General features: G+C 71.9%; 24 protein-coding genes. 12 read left to right on the top strand and 12 right to left on the bottom strand.

Annotated features, from left to right (window positions below; genetic code table 11):
* Window positions 1-95 precede the first annotated feature (95 nt).
* From IF20_RS05935 to IF20_RS40680, 3 genes are read right to left on the bottom strand one after another with little or no spacing between them, the layout of a single operon-like run.
* Complete coding sequence (locus tag IF20_RS05935) at window positions 96-674, bottom strand: hypothetical protein (RefSeq protein ID WP_052863883.1); 579 nt, start codon at window positions 672-674, stop codon at window positions 96-98.
* On the bottom strand, window positions 671-1,933 hold the full coding sequence (locus tag IF20_RS05930) for a glycosyltransferase family protein (RefSeq protein ID WP_052863882.1): 1,263 nt from the start codon (window positions 1,931-1,933) through the stop codon (window positions 671-673). The genes IF20_RS05935 and IF20_RS05930 overlap by 4 nt, the downstream gene beginning before the upstream one ends.
* Window positions 1,930-2,880: an acyltransferase gene (locus IF20_RS40680; RefSeq protein ID WP_052863881.1), complete on the bottom strand. Its 951-nt coding sequence runs from the start codon at window positions 2,878-2,880 to the stop codon at window positions 1,930-1,932. The genes IF20_RS05930 and IF20_RS40680 overlap by 4 nt, the downstream gene beginning before the upstream one ends.
* Window positions 2,881-3,341: 461 nt before the next feature.
* On the opposite strand from IF20_RS40680, the gene rfbB reads away from it, so the two are divergent.
* The 4 genes from rfbB to IF20_RS05905 all read left to right on the top strand — a co-directional run bounded on the left by rfbB (window position 3,342) and on the right by IF20_RS05905 (window position 10,455).
* Window positions 3,342-4,316, top strand: coding sequence for a dTDP-glucose 4,6-dehydratase (gene rfbB, locus IF20_RS05920; protein WP_052863880.1), 975 nt, complete (start codon window positions 3,342-3,344; stop codon window positions 4,314-4,316).
* A 34-nt stretch (window positions 4,317-4,350) separates the two neighbouring features.
* Window positions 4,351-5,220, top strand: coding sequence for a glucose-1-phosphate thymidylyltransferase RfbA (gene rfbA, locus IF20_RS05915; protein ID WP_052863879.1), 870 nt, complete (start codon window positions 4,351-4,353; stop codon window positions 5,218-5,220).
* An 87-nt stretch (window positions 5,221-5,307) separates the two neighbouring features.
* Entirely contained in the window at window positions 5,308-6,711 is a 1,404-nt protein-coding gene (locus IF20_RS05910) for a class II 3-deoxy-7-phosphoheptulonate synthase (RefSeq protein WP_052863878.1), read from the top strand.
* 477 nt (window positions 6,712-7,188) lie between these two features.
* A complete protein-coding gene (locus IF20_RS05905; RefSeq protein WP_052863877.1) occupies window positions 7,189-10,455 on the top strand; it encodes a tetratricopeptide repeat protein in 3,267 nt (1,088 codons plus the stop codon).
* A 247-nt stretch (window positions 10,456-10,702) separates the two neighbouring features.
* Here the strand turns inward: IF20_RS05905 and IF20_RS05900 are convergent, their stop codons facing one another.
* Entirely contained in the window at window positions 10,703-10,984 is a 282-nt protein-coding gene (locus tag IF20_RS05900) for an RAMP4 family protein (protein ID WP_052864061.1), read from the bottom strand.
* A gap of 7 nt (window positions 10,985-10,991) precedes the next feature.
* Window positions 10,992-11,864 carry a mycothiol conjugate amidase Mca gene (gene mca / locus IF20_RS05895; RefSeq protein ID WP_052863876.1) on the bottom strand — a complete coding sequence of 291 codons (873 nt, stop codon included), beginning with the start codon at window positions 11,862-11,864 and terminating at the stop codon, window positions 10,992-10,994.
* Window positions 11,865-11,972: 108 nt separating this feature from the next.
* On the opposite strand from mca, the gene IF20_RS05890 reads away from it, so the two are divergent.
* Window positions 11,973-12,392, top strand: a complete 420-nt coding sequence (locus IF20_RS05890) for a DUF4307 domain-containing protein (protein ID WP_052863875.1) — start codon at window positions 11,973-11,975, stop codon at window positions 12,390-12,392.
* 204 nt (window positions 12,393-12,596) lie between these two features.
* Window positions 12,597-13,094, top strand: coding sequence for a transcription elongation factor GreA (gene greA / locus IF20_RS05885; protein ID WP_052863874.1), 498 nt, complete (start codon window positions 12,597-12,599; stop codon window positions 13,092-13,094).
* 189 nt (window positions 13,095-13,283) lie between these two features.
* Here greA and IF20_RS05880 read toward each other — a convergent pair whose 3' ends face one another.
* The 3 genes from IF20_RS05880 to ilvA form a co-directional block, all read right to left on the bottom strand.
* Window positions 13,284-14,153, bottom strand: coding sequence for an ABC transporter permease (locus IF20_RS05880; protein WP_052863873.1), 870 nt, complete (start codon window positions 14,151-14,153; stop codon window positions 13,284-13,286).
* Window positions 14,150-15,244, bottom strand: a complete 1,095-nt coding sequence (locus IF20_RS05875) for an ATP-binding cassette domain-containing protein (protein WP_052863872.1) — start codon at window positions 15,242-15,244, stop codon at window positions 14,150-14,152. Before IF20_RS05875 ends, IF20_RS05880 begins: the two co-directional genes overlap by 4 nt.
* Window positions 15,245-15,541: 297 nt before the next feature.
* Window positions 15,542-16,789 carry a threonine ammonia-lyase gene (gene ilvA, locus IF20_RS05870; RefSeq protein ID WP_052864060.1) on the bottom strand — a complete coding sequence of 416 codons (1,248 nt, stop codon included), beginning with the start codon at window positions 16,787-16,789 and terminating at the stop codon, window positions 15,542-15,544.
* 215 nt (window positions 16,790-17,004) lie between these two features.
* Between ilvA and IF20_RS05865 the strand changes: the two genes are divergently transcribed.
* The 3 genes from IF20_RS05865 (at window position 17,005) to IF20_RS05855 (ending at window position 18,399) form a co-directional block, all read left to right on the top strand.
* Window positions 17,005-17,505: a MarR family winged helix-turn-helix transcriptional regulator gene (locus tag IF20_RS05865; protein WP_110943842.1), complete on the top strand. Its 501-nt coding sequence runs from the start codon at window positions 17,005-17,007 to the stop codon at window positions 17,503-17,505.
* Window positions 17,506-17,659: 154 nt separating this feature from the next.
* Window positions 17,660-18,151: a sigma factor-like helix-turn-helix DNA-binding protein gene (locus IF20_RS05860; protein ID WP_052863870.1), complete on the top strand. Its 492-nt coding sequence runs from the start codon at window positions 17,660-17,662 to the stop codon at window positions 18,149-18,151.
* On the top strand, window positions 18,148-18,399 hold the full coding sequence (locus IF20_RS05855; protein WP_110943841.1) for a hypothetical protein: 252 nt from the start codon (window positions 18,148-18,150) through the stop codon (window positions 18,397-18,399). The genes IF20_RS05860 and IF20_RS05855 overlap by 4 nt, the downstream gene beginning before the upstream one ends.
* 161 nt (window positions 18,400-18,560) lie before the next feature.
* On the opposite strand, the gene IF20_RS05850 is transcribed toward IF20_RS05855, so the two are convergent.
* The gene (locus IF20_RS05850) at window positions 18,561-19,721 is read right to left on the bottom strand and encodes a cystathionine gamma-synthase (protein ID WP_052863869.1); all 1,161 of its coding nucleotides are present in this window, start codon (window positions 19,719-19,721) and stop codon (window positions 18,561-18,563) included.
* Between the two features lie 232 nt (window positions 19,722-19,953).
* Between IF20_RS05850 and IF20_RS05845 the strand changes: the two genes are divergently transcribed.
* From IF20_RS05845 to IF20_RS05835, 3 genes are all read left to right on the top strand, one after another.
* On the top strand, window positions 19,954-21,096 hold the full coding sequence (locus tag IF20_RS05845; protein WP_052863868.1) for a hypothetical protein: 1,143 nt from the start codon (window positions 19,954-19,956) through the stop codon (window positions 21,094-21,096).
* A 111-nt stretch (window positions 21,097-21,207) separates the two neighbouring features.
* Window positions 21,208-21,867 (top strand): peptide-methionine (S)-S-oxide reductase MsrA, encoded by a 660-nt coding sequence (gene msrA, locus IF20_RS05840; RefSeq protein WP_052863867.1) that lies wholly within the window; start codon window positions 21,208-21,210, stop codon window positions 21,865-21,867.
* A 278-nt stretch (window positions 21,868-22,145) separates the two neighbouring features.
* Window positions 22,146-22,829, top strand: a complete 684-nt coding sequence (locus tag IF20_RS05835; protein ID WP_052863866.1) for a hypothetical protein — start codon at window positions 22,146-22,148, stop codon at window positions 22,827-22,829.
* Window positions 22,830-23,065: 236 nt separating this feature from the next.
* On the opposite strand, the gene IF20_RS05830 is transcribed toward IF20_RS05835, so the two are convergent.
* From IF20_RS05830 to IF20_RS05820, 3 genes are all read right to left on the bottom strand, one after another.
* Window positions 23,066-23,740: an SDR family NAD(P)-dependent oxidoreductase gene (locus tag IF20_RS05830; RefSeq protein ID WP_052863865.1), complete on the bottom strand. Its 675-nt coding sequence runs from the start codon at window positions 23,738-23,740 to the stop codon at window positions 23,066-23,068.
* A 112-nt stretch (window positions 23,741-23,852) separates the two neighbouring features.
* Window positions 23,853-24,092 carry a hypothetical protein gene (locus IF20_RS38970; RefSeq protein WP_199896501.1) on the bottom strand — a complete coding sequence of 80 codons (240 nt, stop codon included), beginning with the start codon at window positions 24,090-24,092 and terminating at the stop codon, window positions 23,853-23,855.
* Between the two features lie 103 nt (window positions 24,093-24,195).
* Entirely contained in the window at window positions 24,196-25,020 is an 825-nt protein-coding gene (locus IF20_RS05820) for an SAM-dependent methyltransferase (RefSeq protein WP_052863863.1), read from the bottom strand.
* Window positions 25,021-25,088 lie beyond the last annotated feature (68 nt).

Here is a 25,088-nt window from a genome sequence, read left to right as displayed (position 1 = left end):
TTCCCGGCGCCCCCGGGCTTCGCAAGCCCGGCATGGCGAGATCTTTTCGATGTGCGGGGAGTGACTGGGAAGTGATGGAGCGGGCCGTCCAGGGATCAGCCGGCCCGCCGCAGCGGGTTCAGGTCGCCCGCACCGGCGGGGTCGAACCCCGGGGAGCCGTCCGGCAGATGGACGTACTCGGGGCTGAAATGCTCCCGTACGTACAGGCGTGCGGAGTCGTCACAGGTGATGACGTATTCCTTGTAGGCGCAACGCCGTTCACCGTGGTCCGGCCACACGGCGGCCCCGGAGGACAGGATCTCCCGGTGCTGCCGGGTCCCGTGCTGGCGCAACCGCTTGCCGAGCGGCGCGGCGTCGCTGGCCGAGCCCGACCAGCCCCCGGGCGGCGCGGTGAAGACCACCGTGTTCCTGCTCACCACTGCGCCCTCGGGGGTCAACAGGGCGGAAGCGCGTCGCACGGCGGCAGCTCCTGGACGCAGGCCGAGCGCGGTCACCGCGGTCGGTGGCAACTGTCCCACCGGCACCGTCGATTGGTCTTCGACGTGCACGGTCAACCGAGTGTCCAGCAGCGCTTCCAACAGCAGGGTGGTGGAGCCGTCGCTCGACAGCAGCATGCGGGTGGCACGGGCGATCAGCGGTACGGCTCCTTCGGTGCCGCTCTGCACGCCGCTCACCGCCCGCCGCCGTCGGTGGCCGGTACGGGCGATGTGCGGGCGCCGGCCCGGCGGGCGGCCTCGACGAGCAGCGCGGCGGCCTCGGCGGTCCCGGGCCCGTGCGGAGCGATGGCCAGCTGACCGGGCGTCGGCTCGGCGGCCGGTGCTTCCAGCAGCGGCCGCACCGCCTCGCACATCTCCCCAGCGCCCGGCGCGACCAGGGAGGGGAAGCCCAGCAGGTCCAGCCGGCGGGACGCCTCGACCTCGTGGTACTCACCGAGGCTGCTGAGGACGAAGACGGTGGGCACGCGCAGGGCCGCCACCTCGGTCACGGTGATCCACCCCGGGGCCGAGAGCAGCACGTCGGCCTCCTGCAGAAGCGGCATCCAATCGGGCAGGTAGGTCAGCACCACGACGTCCTCGGGGGCCTCCACCCACTCGCGGCCGAGCAGTACGAGCTGCAGATCGGGACGCTCGCGCTTGAGCAGCCGGTGGGCGTCGATGTAGCTCTCGATGACCCGCTGCTTGTTCTCCCAGAACATGCTGGTGCCGCCGACCGAGCCGACCATGAGCGGGCCGGGACCGAGACCGAGCGAGGCGCGGACCGCGGCGCCGTCGGTGCGCTCCGGCACCTCGCGGATCATCGGTCCGGTGAAGACCGCCCGCCCGTCCGCCAGGGCACGGGCCACCGCGGTGCCTTCGTCCAGCTCCGGCACGAAGGGCTTGTCCGTGAGCACGACCTCGGCGCTCTGCACGATCCGCTCGAACACCGTGTGCAGCGCGTTGCGACCGCGCCGCAGGTCGTCGCGGTCCACACGGAAGCCGCCTGCTTCCAGTGTGGCGTCGTCGACCTGGCACAACGTGAAGTCGTACCGCTCGGTGACCAGCGCGTGCGGAGTGCCGCCGAGGACGGCCGCGAGGCTGGCGGAGATGTTGTAGTCGCTGACGACCAGGTCCGGCGCGAGGTCCCGGTAGTGCGCCAGATAGCTGAGCAGTCGCTCGCCGTTGACGAAGGCGGGTGCGAGGTAGCGGCCGATGTACCCGGCCCAGTCGAGGTCCTGGCCGAGATTGCTCCTGGTGGCGTGGTTCACCTGCTCGCCGGCGATGTCCACCACGCGCACGCCGGCCTCGGCGAAGAGCGGCGCGAAGGTCGACTGCAAGGATGCGAGCAGCACGGTCAGCTCGGCGTCGGGATGCCGGCGGCGCACCTCGCGGGCGAGGGCGAGGGCGCGCATGTTGTGCCCCGAGCCGGTGGAGTTCGGGGTCAGGACGATCCTCATGACGAGTTCCTCTCGAAGACACCGGACGTGGTATGGCCTGCGGGAACGTCCCCGATGACGACAGCTCCCGGAGCGACGACCGCGCCGTCGCCGAGACTGGCGGGGCCGACGACCGTGGCGCCGTCGCCCACCCGGACCCCGGCGCCGATCCGCACCGGGCCGCTCCGCCACGGCAGCGAGCGCCGGCTCAGGTCGTGGCCGCTGGAGACCACGAGGGCGCGGGCCCCGATCGTGGCGTCGGCGCCGATGTCGATGCCGCTCGACGCCTCCAGTACGGCCCGGTCGCCGATGCGCACACCCGAGGCGGCCCGGATACCGCCCGCGGGCGAAGGGCCGTCCGCCCGGCCCATGGCGATGACCGCCGTACCGAGGACGACGTCGACGCCGCCCGACAGGTCGGCGTCGAGGACGCACGGCCCGTCCGCCCGCCAGCCCTTGGGCAGCGGGCGGGAGTTGCTGTCGTGCCTGGCCCGTACGGCCGCGATGATGCGGCCGAAGTCGGGGAGCCCGTCCTCGGTCACTTCCCGCCGGCGCAGCACCCGGGCCGGCCGTCCGATCACCAGCGCGTCGTCCGGAACGTCCGCCGTGACATGGGCTCCGGCCCCGACCACGGCACCGGCTCCGATGTGCACACCGGGCTCGACGACGGCACGGGCCCCGATCCAGGCTGCCCGGCCGATGCGCACCGCGGCGCCGCCGGGGCGTCCGATCCGGGTCAGCGAGGCGATCTGGCAGCCGGTGGCGACGGTCGCGCCGTGAATGCGGGCACGGAAGCCGACGAACACCCCCTGCTCGATGGTCGAGTCGCCGATCGCACTGCCGTGCCGGACCCAACTGCCGGGCCCGACCGCCGCATTGGCCGCGATCTCGACGGCGGTCTCGATGAGCGGCTCGGCAGCGGCGGGTGGCGGCGCTCCGGGCAGGCATCGATCACGTACTGCTGACATGTTCCCCCTAGTCGTTCGCCGGAAGCAGCGTCATCACTTTCTGCTATTTCGAGGTTCGACGACATTGGCGAACGTAACGATCGACAAGGGGGTCGCGCAAGAGCGTTTCACCGATGCTCGCACGGACTTGACGTGACGGGCAGTCAACGAATGGCGACCCACATACCGGAAGTAACCATTCCTCTTCGAGGTGTTACCTGCATCTTTTTGCCGAGCCTTGAGTAAGCCGTGGGATCTTCAAAGGATTTTGGTGATGCGATGTTCACACCGCGTAGTTGCTCGACTTGCGTTCGACGTTCTACGATCTTCGTCATCCAGTGCGGAGTCAGCGAGGAGTTAAGCGCCGACGGACAACCGTCGCGTCACTCGCTGTACAGGGGGGCCGCCTGGATTCCCAGGCCATTTCCGCCTGTTCCCCCCTTAGCGCTCATCGCATCGCTCAACAAAGGGGACCACCTTCCATGCACGTACTCGTCACGGGCGGGGCCGGATTCATCGGCTCCCACTACGTACGGCGGCTCCTCGGTGGACAGTCGGGCGCCGCACCGTCCCGCGTCACCGTGCTCGACAAGCTCACGTATGCCGGGAACCGTGAGAACCTCGCGCCCGTCGCCGATCACCCTGCCCTCCATTTCGTCCAGGGCGACATCGCCGATACCGACCTCCTGACGCGGTTGTTGCCCGGCGTGGACGCCGTGGTCAATTTCGCGGCCGAAACGCACGTCGATCGCTCCATCGGGAATTCCGCGGAATTCATCAGGACCAACGTCTTCGGCACCCACAACCTCCTCCAGGCCGCGCTCCACCGCGACGTGCCGCGTTTCGTCCATGTCTCCACGGACGAGGTGTACGGGTCGATCGACACCGGCTCCTGGACGGAGGAATGGCCGCTGAGCCCCAACTCTCCTTACGCCGCGGCGAAGGCCGGAGCCGACCTCCTCGTGCAGAGCTACGCGCGTACCCACGGCATGAACGTGAGCATCACCCGCTGCAGCAACAACTACGGTCCGTACCAGTACCCCGAGAAGGTCATCCCGCTCTTTGTCACCACGCTGCTCCAGGGCGGCTCGGTACCGCTGTACGGCGACGGCCTGAACGTCCGCGACTGGCTGCACGTCGACGACCACTGCCGCGGTATCCAGCTCGTCCTGGAGAAGGGAGCACCCGGTGAGGTCTACAACATCGGCGGCGGCCGGGAACTGAGCAACCGCGAACTGACCGCGCTGCTCCTGGAGAAGTGCGGCGCGGACTGGTCGTCCGTACGTCAGGTGCCCGACCGCAAGGGGCACGACCGGCGGTACTCCCTCGACGACAGCAAGCTTCGGGCGCTCGGCTACCGGCCGCGGATCGCCTTCGAAGAAGGGCTGGAGGAGACCGTCGCCTGGTACCGCGACAACCCGGCCTGGTGGCAATCGCTGCTCGGCGCAGCCGCCTGATCGGCGTCACTCTCCAGCGGAAAGGGAAGAATCCATGCGCGGCATCATTCTCGCCGGCGGCTCCGGAACCCGTCTGCGGCCTCTGACCAGCGTCCATTCCAAGCAACTGCTGCCGGTCTACGACAAGCCGATGATCTATTACCCGCTGTCCGTCCTCATGCAGGCGGGCATCCGGGAGATCCTCATCATCTCCACCCCCGAACACCTCGATGTCTACCGGTCCTTGCTGGGGGACGGCGGCAGACTGGGCGTCAGCATCGCCTACGCCGTCCAGGAGGCGCCCAAGGGGCTGCCGGAAGCCCTCGTCATAGGACGCGAGTTCATCGGCGACCAGAAGGTGTGCCTCATCCTCGGCGACAACATCTTCTACGGGCACCGGCTGCCCGACATGCTCCGGGAGGAAGCCGGCCGGCTGTCGGGCTGCACGCTCTTCGGCTACCAGGTCAGCGACCCGGAACGATATGGCGTGGCGACGGTGGACGACGGGGGTCGCATCGTGTCTCTGGAGGAGAAGCCGGCCGAGCCACGGTCGAACCTCGCGGTCACCGGTCTGTACATGTACGACAACGAGGCACTGGACCGAGCTGCGCGGCTCGAGCCTTCGGCCCGCGGTGAACTGGAGATCACCGACCTGAACCTCACCTTCGTCCGCGAAGGCCGGGCACGCCTGGTCAACCTCGGCCGCGGCTCGGCGTGGTTCGACACCGGCACCCACGACAGCCTGCTGGAAGCCAGCATGTTCGTGCAGGTGCTGGAGAAGCGGCAGGGCATCCGCATCTCCTGCCTGGAGGAGATCGCCTACCGCATGGGCTTCGTCGGCAAGGAACAACTGGCGCTCCTCGGCAAGGAACTCTCCGAGTCCTCCAGCTACGGCCGGTACGTCCTGGACCTGGCCGGTGCGTGAGCGGCGCTGCCCTGCCGACCGCGGAGCCGGCGCTCCCTGTCCCGTTCCGCATGCCCCTTTTCCACGAGGAAAGCAAGAGGACGAGGAATGAACACACTGCTGCCCTACGAGCCACGCCCGACGTCCCTGGACTCCTGGCGTGACCGCCCGGCAGCCCAGCAACCGGACTGGCCGGACCCGGTTGCGCTGCACGACGTCACCGACCGGCTGGCGGCGGCACCGCCCCTGGTCTTCGCCGATGAGTGCGACCGTCTCAAGACACGGCTCGCGGCCGTGGCACGAGGCGAGGCCTTCCTGCTCCAGGGCGGTGACTGCGCCGAGTCCCTCGACGGCATGTCCGCCGAGTCCGTGCACGGCAAGCTCACCACCCTGCTCCAGATGTCCGCCGTGCTCACCTACGCGGCCGCCCTGCCGGTCGTACCGGTGGGCCGGATCGCCGGCCAATACGCCAAGCCCCGTTCGCGCCCGACCGAGACCCGTGACGGCGTCACGCTGCCCGTCTACCGTGGTGACGCTGTCAACGGCCTCGCCTTCACGCCCGAGGCACGAGTGCCGGACCCCGCCCGCCTGCTGCGGACGTACCACGCATCGGCGAGCACCCTGAACCTGATCCGTGCGTTCACGGCCGCGGGTCACGCGAGCCTGGGCAGGGCCCACGAGTGGAACCGCGACTTCATTGCCGACTCCCCGCACCGGCACACCTACGAGCGCATCGCCGACGGGATCGACCACGCCCTGCGCTTCATGCGGGCCACCGGCGGCCGGCCCGAGGACTTCGACAGCGCGCGGTTCTTCGTCTCGCACGAAGCCCTGCTGCTGGACTACGAAGCCGCCCTGACCCGCCGGGACGCCCGCAGCGGTCGTCCGTACGCCACTTCCGGGCATTTGCTGTGGATCGGCGAGCGCACTCGGGATCCGGAGGGGGCCCACGTCGAGTGGGCTTCCCAACTCGCCAACCCAGTGGCGGTGAAGCTCGGTCCCGGCACCACCGCGGACACCGCATTGCGGCTCGTGGACCGGCTGGACCCCCGACGGGAGCCGGGCCGCCTCACCTTCATCGTCCGCATGGGCGTGGACAAAGTACGGGATGTGCTGCCACCGCTCGTGGAGAAAGTGACCGCCTCCGGCGCTCAGGTCGCCTGGGTATGCGACCCGATGCACGGCAACACCACTCAGGCCCCCTCGGGGTACAAGACCCGGCACTTCGACGACGTGCTCGGCGAGGTCACTGCCTTCTTCGAAGTCCACCGTGCCCTGGGCACCCACCCCGGCGGCATTCACGTCGAACTGACCGGCGACGACGTGACCGAATGTGTCGGCGGCGGTCATGGCCTCGAGGTCCACGACCTGCCGGTCCGCTACGAGTCGGCCTGCGACCCCCGCCTGAACCGCAGCCAGTCCCTCGACCTGGCCTTTCGGGTGGCCGACTTCATGAAGGGCGATCGTGCGCCGGTGCGGAGTGGGGAAAAGCAGGTGAACGCAGCCGGCTGAGAAGGCACCGGCACACGCGTTGAGCTCGCGATGCCCGGGACGGGAGTACGCCGTGCTGCCGTCCCGGGCTCAGCGGTGCGGTGACCCCGCGGCGCACTCTCGATCGCCAAGGCCGCGGCGGGGGTCGGTCGCTGTCGAGCCACCGCGATCGGGGAGTACCCAGGACTCTGGCTACCTGGTCAGAGCCATCTGGTGGTACCCGTCCACCGGCACCAGTGGCCGCTGTTGTGCCCGACCGGCGTGCTGGAGCAGATACGGGGAAGTCTCTCGAGCCAGGCGGTTCGGCATGGGGCCATCCTCTCTCACGGGTGCGCCCGGAGCGTGCGCGACGGAACCGCCGGAGTCCGAATGCCCGGCACGACAGATCTGTCACTCCACCGTGTGGCACGTCACGGCGAAGTTATCCACAGGGCTGCCGGATTCGGCGCCCGGACGGAAGACTGGGCGTACAAAGCGATCATCGCTGAGGGGGACGGAATGACGGGGTCAACGGCTGACCTGCGGGAAGCCCACCGCGCGGACGCGGACGCGCTGTTGACGCGCGCGGTCGAGGAAGAGGTGCGCCGTTCGGGCGGGCGTGTCGACGGAGACGCGCTGCTCACCAGGGCGCGGGCCGCGCTGGACCGACTGACGGCCGAAGCGGCGGAGGAGTACGCCGCGTATGCGGCGGCGCTGGACGAGGCGGCAGCGGCGCGCCGGCCGCTGACCGAGCGGCTGACCCGTGCGGAGACCGGCACCCCCGCGGTGGCCACGCTGGTCGCCGCCGTGGTCGCCGTCGCCGCCGACCTCGCGTACGGCACGGGCCCCGGCCCGGCGCTGGGCACCGGCGCCGCGGTCGCCGTCGCGGGAGCCGCGGCCACGGTCGTGAAGCTCACCGCGGGACACTGGCCGGCCGCGCACCGCCAGGCGGGGATGCGCGGCCAGCCGGGCGGCCCCGAGCAGCTGCGGCTGCAGTGGCTGACGGCCCTGGAGGTGCGCGGTGTCCGGCCGTTCCTGGACCAGCAGCGGATGCTGGCGACGGCGCACCGCAGTGGCGCGACCGGCGGCGGCCAGGGCACCAAGACCGGCGGACGCGGACCACAATTGCGCGGCGGGGACCGCAGCGCGGCGGCCCGCCGCCGGTCGGTGCTGGCCGACTCCTTCCAGCAACTCCCGGATCCCGGTGGCCCGTTCGTCGGCCGGCGGGCTCAGCTGACGCAGCTCACCCAGTGGGTGCACGCCGCCCGGGCCAGTACGGAGACCCGGCCCACGGTGGTCGTACTGCACGGCGAGCCGGGCTCGGGGCGTACGGCGCTCGCGGTGCGGGCCGCGCGGCAGCTGCGCGACCAGTTCCGCGGCGCGTGCGTGGTGGACCTGCGCGGCGAGACGCCGGGCGAGCCCCCGCTGCCCACCCGGGACGCGCTGCTGCACCTGCTGAACCGCCTCGGGGCGCCCCGCGAGCAGCTGCTGTTCCGCGAGCGCCCCTCGCCGGAGCAGCACGTGAAGCGGCTGACGGAGCTGTATCAGCAGCATCTGACCAACCTCCCGGTCGTCGTCCTGCTGGACGACGCCACCGACCCCGCCCAGGTCCGCACCCTGGTGCCGGATCATTCGGAGTCCCTGGTGCTGGTCACGGCGCGGGAGCCGATGGAGCTGCCCGATGAGCTGTCGGCGTGGGTGCACCAGCTGCCGGTGGGCCCGCTGGACGCCGCCGGCGTCGAGGAGCTGCTGCGCGCCACCGGCACCGAGACGGAGGGCACGGCCGGGCCGTACGACCCGCAGGCCCTGGAGCGGGTCGGCGAGCTGTGCGGCGGGCTGCCGCTGCCCCTGCGGGTGGCGGGTTCCTCGCTGGGCCGGCGCGACCCCGGCACGCTGGCGGACGACCTGGCGGCCTACGGCCCGGTGACGCCCGTGGAGCGCGCCCTGTGGCTGCGGTACACGGACCAGCCGGACGTCGAGCGGCGGCTGCTGCGCCGGCTGGCGCTGGTCGGGCGGGCCAGCCTGGGTGCGGCCGCGGCGGCGGCGCTGCTGGGCGTCGAGGAGGAGGAAGCGGAGCGGCGGCTGGGCCGGCTGGCCGAGGCCGGGCTGGTCGAGCACGTACGCGGCAGCCGGTACCGCCTGCACTCCCTCGTGCACCGCTTCGCGCACGCCAGGCTGCTGGACGAGGAGGACCCGGCGGAGCGGGCCACCGCCCAGGAGCGGCTGATGCGCAGCTACGCCGAGCTGGCGGACTCCGTCATCCGCCTGGTGGACGGCAACACCTCCACGCGCGCCGACCGCTTCGGCCCGCACGGCTTCACCTCGCTCGACGCGGCGCTGCAGTGGCTGGACGACGAGACCAGCTTCATCACCGCGGCGCTGCGCCACGCCGACCAGGACGTGGACCAGGCCACGCTCTCCCACCTCCTCGGCGCCCTCGCCGACTACTGCCTGCTCCGCGGCGACCTGTACCGCCTCGGCGAGCTGACCGAGCTGACCAAGGCCGCCGACAAGAGCCTGCTGGCCCGCTCGGTCCAGTGGCGCACCGGCGTCGCGGCCCGCCAGCTCGGCGAGCTGGACAGGGCCCGTACGACGCTGTCCTCGGTGGTCGACCTGTACTTCGAGGCGCAGCATCCGGTGGGCGCGGCGCGCGCCCTGCGCGACCTGGGCATCACCCTCCAGCAGCAGGGCAATCTCGCCGAGGCCGCGGCGAAGCTGCGGGAGGCCCTGGAGATGCAGGGCGGGGACGACATGCGCGGCGACCGCGCCTGGACACTGCACGCGCTGGCGGCGGTGGAACGGGACCGGGCGCAGCTGGCCGAGGCGTTCGCGCTGCTCGACGAGGCGCTGGAGCTGCACCGCGAGAGCGAGAGCGTGCACGGCCAGGCGTGGGCGCACTTCCAGCTCGGCCAGGCCTGCCTGCGCCACGGTGACGTGCCGCGCGCCGAGCGCGAGCTCCAGGAGGCGCTGGAGCTGTACGGCCGCACGCAGGACGGGCGCGGCGAGGCCTGGGCGATGACGCAGCTGGCCCGGGCCCGGCTGGTGGACGGCGACCCGGCGTCCGCGGTGGACCAGCTGCGCCAGGCCCTCGCGCTGCACAGCCGGCACGAGGACGCGCGCGGCGAGGCCTGGACGCTGTACTACCTCGGCCAGGCGCTGGAGGAGAACGGCGACAAGGACGCGGGCGTGCGGCAGCTGGACCGGGCGCGCACGATGTTCAGCCGGATGCACGACACGTACGGGCTGGCGTGTGCCCGGCACCACTCCGGGCGGATCACCCGTGACGTACGGGCGGCGCAGACCGGCTCGCTGCGCAACAGCGGCTTCGCGCGCCAGCTGCTGCAGGACGCGCGCCGGGACTTCCAGCGGATCGGGGTGCCCCACAGCGAGGGCTGGTCGTGCCTGGAGCTGGTCGTCATCGACGCGGGGAACGGCCGGACGGCGCAGGCCCTGGAGCTGGCCGACGAGGCGGCGGAGATCTTCGCGGGGTACGGCGACCGGCGCGGCGAGGACTGGGCCCGCTTCCTGCGCTGCACGCTGCTCCCGCTGGCGTCGCCGGGCGGCTCGGAGGTGGGCACGGCCGTCGCCCAGGAGGAGCTGGCGGAGCTGCGCCGCGCCCCGCACCCACTGCGGGACCCCAAGCTGGAGGACTGCGTCGAGGCGTACGCCGTCCTGCTGGACCGCGGCATCGAGCTGGAGGCCGGCTGGCAGGCCTGGCGCCTGGGCATGGTCCCCACCCGCCACGCCCGCGAGATCATGGGGGTGGCTCTGGAAACGGCGCCGTGACGTCCCTTGTCGCACAGCCCGCTGCTGCCCCTCGGCCCGCCGCTGATCCCGCGGGCCGGGCCGGCATGCGGGCAGGCCCGTGCCGCCGTGGGCCTCGCGTCCACGGCGGTTCTGCGTCTCCGCCCCGGAAGTCGGTCACCGACCCGAAAACCGGGTCAGCGGGTCGGCCGGTCGCCGACCCGAAAACCGGGGCAGCGGGTCGGCCGGCCACCGACCCGAAAACCGGGGCACCGGCCCGCCGGCCGGGTCAGGTCGTCTTCGGGGCGCCCTTGGCCGTGGCGGCCGGGGCGCTCTCGGCCGGAGCCGCCGGGGCGCTCTCGGCCGGAGCCGCCGGGCCGGTCTCGCCGGGCTTCTCCTCGAAGTCGACCTTCCGCATGTGCTTGTTCATCGACTTCATCAGCAGCCAGACGGCGCCGCCGATGACCGCGAAGACGATGAAGCCGAGGACTCCGGGGGTCACCTTGTTCTCGTCCAGGTCCTTCGCGAGGGGGACGAGATGAGTCATGGCGAGGGTGCTGGTCGCGCTCATCATGAGGTCAATTGTTGCGGATGCCCGCGAAGAGGTCGTCCTCGGGGAGGGAGGTGTCCACCAGAGACTTGGCGAGCTCGTACTCCTCGGTGGGCCAGACCTCCTTCTGGATCTCCATCGGGACGCGGAACCAGCCGCCGTCGGGGTCGATCTGCGTGGCGTGCGCGATCAGCGCCTTGTCCCGGATCTCGAAGTAGTCCGCGCAGGGAATGTAGGTGGTCAGCGTGCGCTCGGCGCGCTCGAAGGACTTCCAGCGCTCCAGCCACTCGCCGTACGGCGACTCCATGCCGCGCGCCAGCAGCGCCTCGTGCAGCGCGACGGTGCGCGGACGGTTGAAGCCCTGGTTGTAGTAGAGCTTCGACGGCTGGAAGGGCTCGCCGGCGTCGGGGTACTTCGAGGGGTCGCCGGCCGCGTCGAAGGCCACCATCGTGATCTTGTGAGTCATGATGTGGTCGGGGTGCGGGTAGCCGCCGTTCTCGTCGTACGTCGTGATGACCTGCGGCTTGAACGAACGGATCAGCTTCACCAGCGGCTCGGCCGCGGCCTCGACGTCCTGGAGCGCGAAGCAGCCCTCGGGCAGCGGCGGCAGCGGGTCGCCCTCGGGCAGCCCGGAGTCCACGAAGCCCAGCCACTCCTGCTTGACGCCCAGGATCTCGCGGGCCTCGTCCATCTCCTTCTTGCGCACCTCGTGGATGTGCGCCTCGATGTACGGGTCACCCTGGAGCTTGGGATTGAGGATGTCGCCGCGCTCTCCCCCGGTGCAGGTGGCGACCAGCACGTCCACCCCCTCGGACACGTACTTGGCCATGGTGGCCGCGCCCTTGCTCGACTCGTCGTCGGGGTGGGCGTGCACCGCCATCATTCGCAGCTGCTCAGTCAAGACTCGATCCTCAGTCAAGGGTCATGGGACGCCGTGGAACGACGCCTTCTATAGTGACCGAAGCGAGGGGGCGAATATTTCCAGGTACCCCTTACCAGGAGGAAGATCATGGCCGCGGTGCGCGACGGACTGCCCGACGGACGGTACGGCCGTACCGCCGACGAGCGGGCCGACCGCAAGCTCAAGGTCATCGGCGCGGTGCTGGGTGCCGCGCTGATCGCCGTGGTCGCCTGGTTCGGCATCTCCTACATCACCGGGCAGGACCTCAGCGGCCGCCTGGTCTCGTACAAGGTCGTCTCCGACTCCGCGGTGCAGGCGCACCTGGAGGTCGTGAAGGACGCCGGCGCGAAGGGCGTGTGCACGCTCCGCTCGCAGTCCGCCGAGGGCGCCGAGGTCGGCCGCAAGGACGTCCGGATCGATCAGGCGAAGGGCCAGGTCGACACGGTGATCACGATTCGGACGACGGCCCGGGCCACCAACGCCGAGCTGGTCGGCTGCACGGACTCGGGCGCTTCGGGCGGGAACTGAACCGTCGCCCGCCGGCGCGGACCTGACCCCGCGCGCGGGGCAACGCCGCCCGACCACGGCTGACCAGCGGCGACGCGATTTTTGCGGTTTACCGCTCCCCCTTTTGTGCCGGAATTGTTAGGCTCGTGGTTTCGCCCACCCGAGAAGGCGCAAGCCTTCCTGGTAGGGCGTTTGATTTATCCCCAGTACCGACGAGGAGCACCTGTGACCCAGACCAGCGACAACGTCACCTGGCTGACCCAGGAGGCGTACGACCAGCTCAAGGCCGAGCTGGAGTACCTGTCTGGTCCCGCACGCGCCGAGATCACCGAAAAGATCGCGGCGGCCCGCGAGGAAGGTGACCTGAAGGAGAACGCCGGGTACCACGCGGCCAAGGAAGAGCAGGGCAAGCAGGACCTTCGTATGCGCCAGCTCAAGCAGCTGCTGGAGACGGCGAAGGTCGGCGAGGCGCCCGCCGCCGATGGTGTCGTGGCCCCCGGCATGGTCGTCACCATCGCGTTCGACGGGGACCCGGACGACACGCTGACGTTCCTGCTCGCCTCGCGGGAGTACGCGAGCTCGGACATCGAGACCTACTCCCCGCAGTCGCCGCTGGGCACCGGAGTCAACGGCAAGAAGGTCGGCGAGACCGCGGAGTACGAGCTCCCGAACGGCAAGAAGGCGGCCGTGAAGATCCTGGAGGCCAAGCCCTACAACGGCTGAGCCCCGCGGACCACGGCCGCGCCCGCGACACGCGGCGCCGCACCGTCACCGAGGGCCCGGGTCGACAGACCCGGGCCCTCCGCCGTGTCCGCACGCGGCCCGAGCCCCTCGGCGTCTCCGTACGCGGCGTGCGGGTGTACGCGCCCGCGTACGGCGCCTCCGAGGTACGCGCCCGCGCGGCGTCTCCGCTCAGGCCGTCGCCGACCGGTACTTGCGTACCGCCAGCGTGCGGAAGACCGCAATGATCACGACCGACCAGAGCGCCGAGGCGAGGACCGGGTGCTGCATGGGCCAGGCGTCCGGCACCGGGTAGCCGGGCGGCAGGTTGCCGAAGAGGTCGCGCGCGGCCTGCACGGTGGCGCTGAAGGGGTTCCACTCGGCGATGTGCCGCAGGAACGCCGGCATGGAGTCCGACGGCACGAACGCGTTGGAGATGAACGTCAGCGGAAAGAGCCAGATCAGGCCGCCGGACGTGGCCGCCTCCGGGGTCCGTACGGACAGTCCGATCAGCGCGCCGATCCACGAGAAGGCGTAGCCGAGCAGGAGCAGCAGGCCGAAGCCGGCCAGCACCTTGCCGAGGTTCTCGTGCGTGCGCCAGCCGATGATCAGCGCGACGACGGCGAGCACGACGAGGGTGAGCGCCGTCTGCACGAGGTCGGCGAGGGTACGGCCGGTGAGGACCGCGCCGCGGGCCATCGGCAGCGATCGGAAGCGGTCGATGAGGCCCTTGTGCATGTCGTCCGCGATGCCCGCGCCCGCGCCCGCCGTGGCGAAGGTGACGGTCTGCGCGAAGATGCCGGCCATCAGGAACGCGCGGTACTGCGCGGGGTCGATCGGCCCCTGCTGGCCCGGGAGCGCGATGGCACCGCCGAAGACGTAGCTGAACAGCACCACGAACATGATCGGCTGCACCAGTCCGAAGATCACCATCTCCGGGATGCGCGCCATTCTGATCAGGTTGCGCCGGGCGACCACCAGCGAGTCCCGTACGGACCTGATCGTGCCGCCGCCCGGCCGCGGGGCTCCGGCCCGCCGTGCCGCTTCCGTCACCGTGCTCACTTCGCCGCCTCCCGTGCCGCCCGCCGCTCGCCGCCCTGGTCCGCGGCCTTCTTCCCGCGCTTCCGCCGGCCTCTGCCGCGGCCGGTGGCCCCGGCCGCGGCGGCGTCGCCGTCCCCCGTGCCGTCGCCGTCCCCCGCGCCCTCGGCGGGCGTCTCGGCCGCGTGGCCGGTCAGCGAGATGAAGACGTCATCCAGGGTCGGTCGGCGCAGCCCGACGTCGTCCATCTCGACACCGCGGAGGTCCAGTTCGCGGATGACCTCGGCGAGCAGCTTCGCGCCACCGGTGACCGGCACGGTGATCTTGCGGGTGTGCGGCTCGATCTTGGACGCGCCCTTGCCGAAGCCGCGCAGCACCTCGTCGGCCGTGCCCAGCTGCTCGGGCGTGTGCACGACGACCTCGACGCGTTCGCCGCCGGTCTGCGCCTTGAGCTGGTCGGAGGTGCCGCGCGCGATGACCCGGCCGTGGTCGACCACGCAGATGTCGTGCGCCAGGTGGTCGGCCTCTTCGAGGTACTGGGTGGTGAGCAGCAGCGTCGTGCCGCCCGCGACCAGCTCCTGGATGACGTCCCACAGCTGCTGGCGGTTGCGCGGGTCCAGGCCGGTGGTCGGCTCGTCCATGAACATCACGGGCGGGCTGACGACCAGCGCGGCGGCCAGGTCCAGCCGGCGCCGCATGCCGCCGGAGTAGGTCTTCGCGGGCCGGTCGCCGGCGTCGGCGAGGTGGAACCGGTCGAGCAGCTCCCCGGCCCGCGCCTTCGCCTCCTTCGCGCCCATCTGGTACAGCCGGCCGACCATGGTGAGGTTCTCCCGGCCGGTCAGGTACTCGTCGACGGCGGCGAACTGGCCGGACAGGCCGATCGCGCGCCGTACGTCGTCGGGGCGTTCCAGTACGTCGATCCCGGCCACTTCCGCCCGGCCGCGGTCGGGCCGCAGCAGGGTCGTCAGGACCCGGACCGCGGTGGTCTTCCCGGCCCCGTTCGGACCGAGCAGACCGAGGACGGTCCCTTCGGGGACGTCGATGTCGACGCCGTCCAGAGCCCTCACATCGCCGAAGGTCTTCACAAGGCCCTCGGCGTAAATAGCGCCTGGCATCCAGGCCCTCCCGGAGTTGGGGAATTCGAGGTAAATCTTACGTTTGCCGGTTTTCACCCGCGCGGCGGACGGCCGGCGGGCGACCAGCGGTACGGAACGCCACGATTGCGCCACAGGGACTCCCGCGCCGGGCGGCACTTACGGCGACCGTCCCCCGGATGTTACGCCGGACGCGATACAACGCGTTAGGGCTTGAGTGTGGGGAGGTGAACGCGACGACGGCCGGTGCCTCCGTGAGGCACCGGCCGTCGGTACGTACGCGTCGTCTCCGGGCGGCGCGCCCGGGCCGGCGAGCGGTCAGGTGATCACCGTGTAACCCGCCTCCCGCAGCGCCGTGCCGACCTCCGTGCAGTGCTCCGGACCCTGTGTCTCCAGGTGCAGCTCGACCTCGGCCTCCGTGATGCCGAGCCGCGGATCGGTCCGTACGTGCTGGACGTCCAGCACGTTCGCGTCCGCTTCGGACAGCACGCCCAGCAGGGTCGCCAGCGCGCCCGGACGATCGGTCAGGCGCAGCCGCAGCGAGAGGTAGCGGCCGCCGGCGGCCATGCCGTGGCGCAGGATGCGCTGCATGAGCAGCGGGTCGACGTTGCCGCCGGACAGCACCGCGACCACCGGGCCCTGGAAGGCCTCGGGCGCGGCCAGCAGCGCGGCCACCGGGCTGGCCCCGGCGGGCTCGACCACCATCTTGGCCCGCTCCAGGCAGAGCAGCAGCGCGCTGGAGAGCGCGTCCTCGGAGACCGTACGGACCTCGTCGACCAGGTCGTCGATGATCTCGAAGGGTACGTCGCCCGGCCGCCCGACCTTGATCCCGTCCGCCATCGTCGCCGGCGACGGGATCGCGACCGGGTGCCCGGCGGCCAGCGAGGGCGGGTACGCGGCGGCGCCCGCCGCCTGCACGCCGACGATCCGCACATCGGGACGGACCGCCTTCACGGCCACCGCGATGCCCGCGGCGAGCCCGCCGCCGCCGATGCCGACCACGATCGTGCGGACCTCGGGGCACTGCTCCAGTATCTCCAGGCCGACCGTGCCCTGACCGGCGATGATGTCGCGGTGGTCGAAGGGGTGGATGAAGACCGCGCCCGTCTCGCGCGCGTACTGCTCCGCCGCGGCCAGCGTCTCGTCGACGACCTGGCCGTGCAGCCGCACCTCGGCGCCGTACTCGCGGGTCGCGGCGACCTTGGGCAGCGGCGCACCTTCGGGCATGAAGACGGTGGAGCGGACGCCGAGCAGGGAGGCGGCCAGCGCCACGCCCTGGGCGTGGTTGCCCGCGCTCGCCGCGACCACCCCGGCGGAACGTTCCTCCGGCGACAGCCCGGCGATCCTGACGTACGCACCGCGGACCTTGAACGAGCCGGTCCGCTGGAGGTTCTCGCATTTGAGGTGGACCGGCGAGCCCACCAGGCCGGACAGGTAGCGGCTGCCCTCCAGCGCGGTGGACCGGCTCACCCCCGAGAGCAGCTTCTGCGCACCGTGGACGTCGTCAAGCGTGACAGCGGGAAGCACCCCTGTCTCTCCTGCGGCCCCCGTGGCAGGAGCGGCCATCGCGGAACCGGCGGCACCGGGAGCGGCGGAAGCGGGTGTCTGCGGCGTGTGGTCGGCCATGGCGCCAGTCTTACAGCTCGCGCCGGGGCGGGCGTCCACAGACCGCGTACCCGCCCGCAGCCGTACATCTTTGGTCAGCGCCGGTACGGTCCTCGCGCGGGCCGCGTACTCTGTCCCCCAATCCGTACGCACCTCCATGAAGCGAGCAACCGGCCATGCCCACCTCTTCGGACATGACGACCCACATCGATTCCGCTCTCCTCGACGCGCTGCAACACCAAGTGGCCGTCTTCGCCCGCCGCGCCGAACAGAGCCGGCTCGGCGGTGTCGGGCAGGCGCGCAACTCCATGGACCGCGCCGCCTACCTGCTGCTCAACCGGCTCGACCAGGAGGGCGCGATGGGCGTCAAGGCCCTGGCCGCCGGCATGGGCATCGACTCCTCGACGGTCACCCGTCAGGTCGCGCCGCTGGTCGACGGCGGACTGGTCACCCGCGCCTCGCACCCCGAGGACGGGCGCGCAGTCGTCCTGCAGCTCTCCGAGCGCGGCCGCGCCCGCCTGGAGGAGGTGCGTGCCTCGCGCCGTGAACTGATGGCACTGGTCACAGAGGAGTGGAGCGAGGAGGAGCGCAACGCCTTCACCACGCTCCTGACGCGCTTCAATGTCTCGCTCTCGACGGTGACGGCCTCGCTGTCCCCGGGGACGCCGGCTTCCTGAGCCCTCCTGGGGCGCGCCCCCAGGACCGCGCCGCCTGCCGCACGGCTCTTGACCGCCGTGCCCGCGCTGCCGTGCCATGGAGCCATCGCCGGGCCGCCGGGCCCGCGAGGCCCTGGGCCGGCCCCCTGGGCCGGGCCCCTAGGCGGGAGGCGCTGTGCGAGAGCGGCAGTCTGCTCGGGAGTGCCGTCGTGCCCGGGAGTTCGAAGCCTTCGTGGCGGGCGCGGCGGGCCGGCTGCTGCACACGGCCACGCTGCTGACCGGCGAACCGCCCGGCGCCCCGGCCCCGGTCGCCGAGGAGCTGCTGACCGTCGCGCTGTCCCGTACGTACGCGTACTGGGACCGGCTGCGCGGCGAGGATCCCTACGACCGCACCCGCCAGGAGCTGGCCGCGGAGTTCACCCGTACGGCCCGGCGCCACCGGCGACCGCGCGGCGGCCTGCTGGACCGGCTCCCGCCCCAGGAACGGCTCGTTCTCGTCCTCCGGCTGTACGAGGGCGTGGCCGAGGAGCAGACCGCTGCCCTGCTGGGCCTGCCCGCCGAACGGGTGCACGCGCTGTGCTTACGGGCGATCGCCGAGATGCGCAGCATCCGGCGCTCCACCGCGCCCCCGGCCGCCTCCCCGGGCGCCGGGGCGGTGGCGCCGTGAGCCCGCCCGACCGCAAGGAGGCCGAGGTGCGGCGGATGCTCGACGGGCCGCACCCCCTCGTCCCGCCCGACCTCGCGCTGCGCGCCGCCGTACGCGGGCGCCGCCTGCTGGCGCGGCGCCGCGCACTGAGCCGGGCCGGCTGGCTGCTGCTGTTCCTGGCGGCCCTGGCCCTCACGGTCTGGGCCGCCACCCAGCAGCCGTGGACGCCGCCGCCGACACACACCACACCGCCGCTGGAAGGGTGGTGAGGGGCGCGCCGGGACGACCGCTCCCCGGGACGACCGGCTTCCGGGGCGCTGCCGCTCGTGGTGCGGCGCCCCGGAGCACCCGTCACGCCGCACGGCCGGTGCGCCCCGGAGCACCGTTTCCGGTACCTCCTGGGTCACCCCAGGCCCTGCGTCCTGAAGGGTCAGCCCAGTGCCTGCGTCAGGTCCGCGAGCAGATCGTCGACGGACTCGATGCCGACCGAGAGGCGGACCAGGTCGGCCGGTACCTCCAGCGCGGAGCCCGCCGCCGAGGCGTGCGTCATCCGGCCGGGGTGCTCGATCAGCGACTCCACGCCGCCCAGCGACTCGCCCAGGGTGAAGAGCTGAGCGCGGTCGCAGACGTCGACCGCGGCCTGCTCGCCGCCCGCGACCTGGAAGGACACCATGCCGCCGAAGGACCGCATCTGCTTCGCCGCGATCTCGTGGCCGGGGTGGTCGGGCAGGCCCGGGTAGTAGACCTTGGTCACCTTCGGGTGCGCGGTCAGCAGCTCGGCGACCCGCGCCGCGTTGGCGCTGTGCCGGTCCATCCGTACGGCGAGCGTCTTGATGCCGCGCATCACGAGCCAGGCGTCGAACGGCCCGGCGATCGCGCCCATGGCGTTCTGGTGGAAGGCCAGCTCCTCGCCGAGCGCGTCGTCGTCGACGACCAGCGCGCCACCCACCACGTCGGAGTGGCCGCCCATGTACTTGGTGGTGGAGTAGACGACCACGTCGGCACCGAGGGCGAGCGGCTGCTGCAGATAAGGGCTGGCGAAGGTGTTGTCGACCACCAGCTTGGCGCCCGCGGTGCGCGCCACGTCGGCGAGGGCCGCGATGTCGGTGATGCCGAGCAGCGGGTTGCTGGGCGTCTCGACCCAGATGGCCTTCGTACGCGGCCGGATCGCTTCCCGTACGGCCTGCGGATCGGAGGAGGAGGCCACCGACCACTCCACGCCCCAGCGCTCGGCGACCTTGGCGAAGAGGCGGAACGTGCCGCCGTAGGCGTCGTCCGGGATGACGACGTGGTCGCCGGGGACGAGCAGGGTCCGCAACAGGCAGTCCTCGGCGGCGAGTCCCGAGGCGAAGGCGAGGCCGCGGCGGCCGCCGTCCAGGGCCGCGAGGTTCTCCTCCAGGGCCGTACGCGTCGGGTTGGCGCTGCGGCTGTACTCGTAGCCGCCGCGCAGACCCCCCACTCCGTCCTGCTTGTACGTCGAGACCTGGTAAATGGGCACCGATACCGCGCCCGTCGTCCGGTCCGCTTCCTGCCCCGCGTGGATGGCGAGGGTTTCGAAGTGCTGATGGCGCTGTCCGCGCTGATCACTCATGTCTGCCGAGGGTAGTCGTACCGGCGCCGGCGCACGCCCAGGAACTTTCTGGTTCGCTGGAGAGTGGATACAAGTGGACACCCACGAGCCCGCCCCCACGGGCCACCGCCCCCCGCCACCGACCACCGCCCCCGCCACCGACCGCCGACCACCGACGAGCCCGGAAAGCCACCGCACCGCCCGCGCCGCCCGGCGCCGCGCGCCTGACGACCCGATCGGGAAACCACTCCTCATGGACGTACTGCTCCTTCTCCTCGCCCTCCTCGCCTTCGCCGGGGTCGTCGGCTACCCCCTGCTCCGGCGCCGGCGCGCGTTGCAGCAGGCCGGCCGGGGCATGGCGGCGGCCGCCGACCCGATGGCGGACTACGGCTTCGTCCCCGCCGAGCAGCTGGACGTACGGCTGCCGGGGCCCGACCCGGAGCTGGCGGAGACGCTGGCCGAGATCGCGCGTACGCAGGACTGGCAGCCGGCGTCCCGGCTGCTGGCGGGCACGCCGGAGGGCGACGAGCGCCGGTGGCAGCGCGTGCAGACCCTGGCGGGCGCGGCGGCCTTTGCGGCGGCGCCCGCACAGGACGGCGCGCCGGGTCCGCACACCGACGCACCGGGCGGCTCCCGCGGCGGCATCTGGCTGCGCACCTGGCGCTCCGAGAAGCCCAAGGACTCCGGCGGCGCGCAGACGCACGCGCAGTTCCTCGTCGTCCAGGCGCTCCGCGACCCCGGCTCCCAGGACTTCCGCATGATCCTCGAGGAGGCTCGCACGGTCTGCCAGGAAGCCCGCCTGCTGGCGCCCGGCAGCCCGGTCCCGTACATCATCGAGCTGGCCGTGGCCCGCGGCCTCGGCGACCGCCGCCCCGACTACGAAGAGCTGTGGTCCAAGGTCGTCCAGCGCGCACCGCACCACATGGGCGCGCACCTCGCCGCGCTCCCGTACTGGTCGGAGAAGTGGCACGGCAGCAAGGAGGACGCGGACGCGTTCACCGAGCGCGCCGCCGCGGGCGCCCCCGCGAAGTCGCTCCTCCCCGCCCTCCCCCTCTTCTCCGTCTTCGACCACCTCCCCGAGGCCAACATGGTCCGCAGCCTCTTCCAGAGCGCGGTGGTCGAGCGCGCCATCGAGGGCGCGCACTACGCGCTGCGCCAGGCGCCCGCCGACCATCCGGTGGCACCGCACGTACGCCATCTCCTGGTCTGGTTCCTCGTCCAGGCGGAGCGGTACGCCGAGGCCATGGAGCAGCTGCGTCACGTCGACGGCCACGTGGGCGCCGTGCCCTGGTCGTACGCCGCGCAACCGGCCGCCGTCTACGCCACCTACCGGGCGCTGGCCGTCGACGGCTGGGAGTCCCAGGGCGGCTCCCCGGCCACCCTCCCGCCGTCCTGACGCCCGCCCCTGGGCTCCCACCCGGGATTTCCGCCCTGGAATTCCCGCCCCGCCCGGAACGTTCCCGGAACGACGCCCGTCCCTCCCTCTCTTCTCCGGAGCCTGATCGCGATGCTGTTCTCCCGCTTCAAGAACCACCTCCCCTCCGCCGAGGAGGCACTGAAGGGCCGCGCCGAGCCGGAGTTCACGGTCCCCGAGCGCCACACCGTCCTCGGCAATTCCCTTCTCGGGCCGTACCCGGAGGGCTTCGAGGTGGCCGACTTCGGCCTGGGCTGCTTCTGGGGCGCCGAGCGCAAGTTCTGGCAGACCGACGGCGTGTGGACCACCCTCGTCGGCTACCAGGGCGGCCACACCCCGAACCCCTCGTACGAAGAGGTCTGCAGCGGCCACACCGGCCACACCGAAGCGGTCCGCGTCGTCTTCGACCCGTCGAAGGTCTCCTACGAGACCCTCCTCAAGGTCTTCTGGGAGTCCCACGACCCCACCCAGGGCTTCCGCCAGGGCAACGACGTCGGCACCCAGTACCGCTCCGCGATCTACACCCACTCCCCCGCCCAGCAGCAGACCGCCGAGGCCTCCCGCGACGCCTACCAGAAGGTCCTCGCGGCCTCCGGCTACGGCGACATCACCACCGAACTCCTCCCCGCGGGCCCCTTCTACCCCGCCGAGCCCTACCACCAGCAGTACCTCGACAAGAACCCCGCGGGCTATTGCGGCATCGGCGGCACAGGCGTCTCCTGCCCGGTGGGAGTGGCCCGCGCGGACGGCTGACAGTCGCCCCGCCCCTCGGTCCGGTCCTGTGCCTCACAGCGGGCACGGTGCCGACAATTCGCCCCTGAACCGAACATGGCGATAAAGGGCCCCATAAGGGCCCGAAAGTCAGCCGGCAGCTCCCCTCTGTCGTGCGCAAGGCATCGGCACCGCCTGCGATCCGAAGAATAGGAATGCGGCATTGGTAGGGTCGGTGCCCGCCGTCCATGTCGGCTGCGGCTTCCATGCGGCGAGTTCGGCGAGCCACGAGCCTTACCACCGCAGGGAATTGCCACTCCATGTCGGAAACATCACCACAGGGCGCTTTGCACGACCCGGATACGCTGCGGGCATGGCGCAGAGCAAGGCGGCAAGTCCTGTGGTCGTTGATCCTCTTGACCGTCGCGACCTTCGTGCTCCTGGTTGTCGCGGTGGAGATCGGCGGTGATGCGAGCCCGCTCATGTACCTGTACTGCCTGCTGGCCGTCCCGCCGGTACTGTGCATAGCTGCGCTCTCGCGCCGCCAGGACCAGTTGAAGGGCATGAAACGGGTCCTGGCGGCCTACCCCTGGCAAGACGTCACGCCCGCACCCGTCCGCATGGCGAAAGCGGGCGGATCGGGCCACGGGGACGAGTACAAACGCCTTCACATCCCCAATCCGGACGAGCCTGAGAAGAACGTCACGGTGATTGCCCGGCGGTCCACACCGGGACCGAAATGGCGCCGCACCTTGAGCAAGGCGTCCGAGCAGGGTTTCCAGTTTGCCGGCGACCCTCGATTCGGCGGCGTCATCACGCTGCGCGGGCGACCGGATTACCTCATCGCCGTACTTCCGCGGCACGAATTCTTGAACGTGCAGGGGCGCCCGAAGGGCGTGAGCGAAGCGGCGTGGCACCGCGCCAGGTCGGCCTGGATCAGCGGCGAGCCCATCACCGAGGAATTGGTCCGAGAATTCGACCGCAAGGGTGGCCACAATGCCTGAGTTCCGCTTCACCGTACATCCCGATCAGGACGACATCGCCGACGGAATGTTCATGGGCCATCTCGACGTGATGGGTAATTCAGGGAAAATCACGACCCGGCGATCATCGAGCGCGGTCACGGAACATGGCGCGGTTGGGGTGCCGGTCACCCTGGGCGGCCGCCGACAACCGCGATGTCGCGATCACCACGGTGTCGCGGACGCCGGTGTGGCCCGGATGCTCGGGTCGGTGCGGCTCAGGCGGGCGGCCGGGAGGTGGTGCCGGTGGGGGTGAGGGTGGTCTCGGGTGGGGTCCGGCGGTCGTGCAGTGCGTAGTAGTGGTCGCCGAGGGTGTCGGCTGCTTCCGGGGTTTTCGGTGGGGCGGTCAGGGTGACGGTGCCGACGTGGATGTCGTGCGGGGCGAGTTCGGCGTGGAGTGAGTGGGCGTAGTTGCGCAGCGCGGCCATGGCGAGGCCGGCGTTGGCCTCGGACGGGGCCGCGGTGGTGGCCGCGGGGCCGGTGGTGAACAGGAGGGTGCCGGAGCCGCGGGCCAGCATGTCGGGGAGGACCTGGCCGACGGCGGTGATCGCGCCCAGGGTGTAGAGGGTGAACTGGGCGGTCGCGGAGGCCGCGGTGGTCTGCACGGCGTGCGTGATCGGGCCGGACGGGCCCGGGCCGTAGTCCAGGACGTCGGGCGGGCCCAGCGTCTCGGTCGCCTGCGCGAGCGCGGCGGCGAGCGCGTCCCGGTCCCGGATGTCGGCGGGGAACGCGGCCGCGGGGATGTCCAGCCCGGCGAGCTCGGCGACCTGGGTGTCCAGCCGGTCCTTCGTGCGGGCGATGAGGGCGATGCGGAAGCCCTTGCGCCCGAAAGCGCGGGCCACGCCCATGCCCCGTCCCGGCCCGGCACCGACCACCACGAGTGTCCTGGCCACCGCTGCTCCTCTCCGCGCCGGCGGGGACCCGGAACTGCCACGGCCGCGCCGGCTGATCACTTGTCGGGTGCGCTCCCTTTGTGTGCCCGGGCGGGTGCGTGCGTACGCGTCCTCACGGCCGATAGGGCTCGGTGGCCGGCGCGGAGGGCGGCGCCGGCGTACGCGAGGAGGACGTGTGCGGGGACTCCGCGGAGCCGGAAGGGTTCGAGGGCCCGGAGTACGCGGGGGCGGGGCGGATACCCGTGCCGTCGTCCCGGCAGGCCGCCAGGGTCAGCGCCGCCACGGCCAGCACCGAGGCCAGGGCGGTGCGGCGGGCGCGGGAGCCGCTGCGGGCGGGGACGGTGATCGGCATGGCGGCAGCCTGGCCGGGGCAGCTGGTGATCCACTAACGCCTCGCTAACGCCCGCACCCGGGCCCCCGGTTGGCATCCCGCCGGTGGGCGCACCGGCCGCGCGTCAGGGCTTGCGGGCCACCAGGGCGTACTGGGCGACCTCGGGCGGCTCGACGGAATCGCCGTCGGAGGCCGGGTCCGGGCGCCAGCGGGTGCAGGAGACCAGGCCGGGCGGGAGCAACTCCAGCCCCTCGGCGAAGCGGACGATCCGCTCGCCGGTGCGGGCGGTGATCGGCGGGGTGGCGTTCTCGTTCCAGAAGCGCATGGCCTCGGCGTTGCCCGCGCCGCCCAGTTCGAGGGTGGGGTGGGTGAGGACGAGGTGGCTGCCGGACGGCACGGCGGCGAGCAGCCGGTCCACGGTCCGCTGCGCCTGTTCGGTGTCCACGATGAAGTTGAGGATGCCGAGGAGCATGACCGCGACGGGCCGGGAGAAGTCCAGAAGGTGGGCGGCCTCCTGGAGGATCGCCTCCGCGTCCCGCGCGTCGGCGTCGATGTAGTCGGTGGCGCCGCCGGGTGCGCTGGTGAGCAGCGCGCGGGCGTGCGCGAGGACGATCGGATCGTTGTCGACGTAGACCACGCGGGCGTCGGGCGCGACGCGCTGGGCGACCTCGTGGGTGTTGTCGGCGGTGGGCAGGCCGGTCCCGATGTCGAGGAACTGCCGGATGCCGGCCTCCCCCGCGAGGTGGCGCACGGCGCGGCCGAGGAAGGCCCGGTCGGCGCGGGCCACGTCGCCGATGCTCGGGTACAGCCCCGTGACGTGGTCGCCGACCTGCCGGTCCACGGCGTAGTTGTCCTTGCCGCCGAGCCAGTGGTTCCAGACCCGCGCGTTGTGCGCGACCCCGGTGTCGATCCGGGATCCCGACTCCGCCTGCCCGCCGCCGTCCGCCATGCCGCGTCCGTTCCCTCCCGGCCGGCACCGCGCGCACCGGCTCATCGGTAAGTGACGTTACCAGTGGG

Source organism: Streptomyces niger, assembly GCF_000718305.1.
GTDB classification, from domain to species: Bacteria; Actinomycetota; Actinomycetes; order Streptomycetales; family Streptomycetaceae; genus Streptomyces; species Streptomyces niger.
This window is presented reverse-complemented; position numbering and strand designations above follow the sequence as displayed.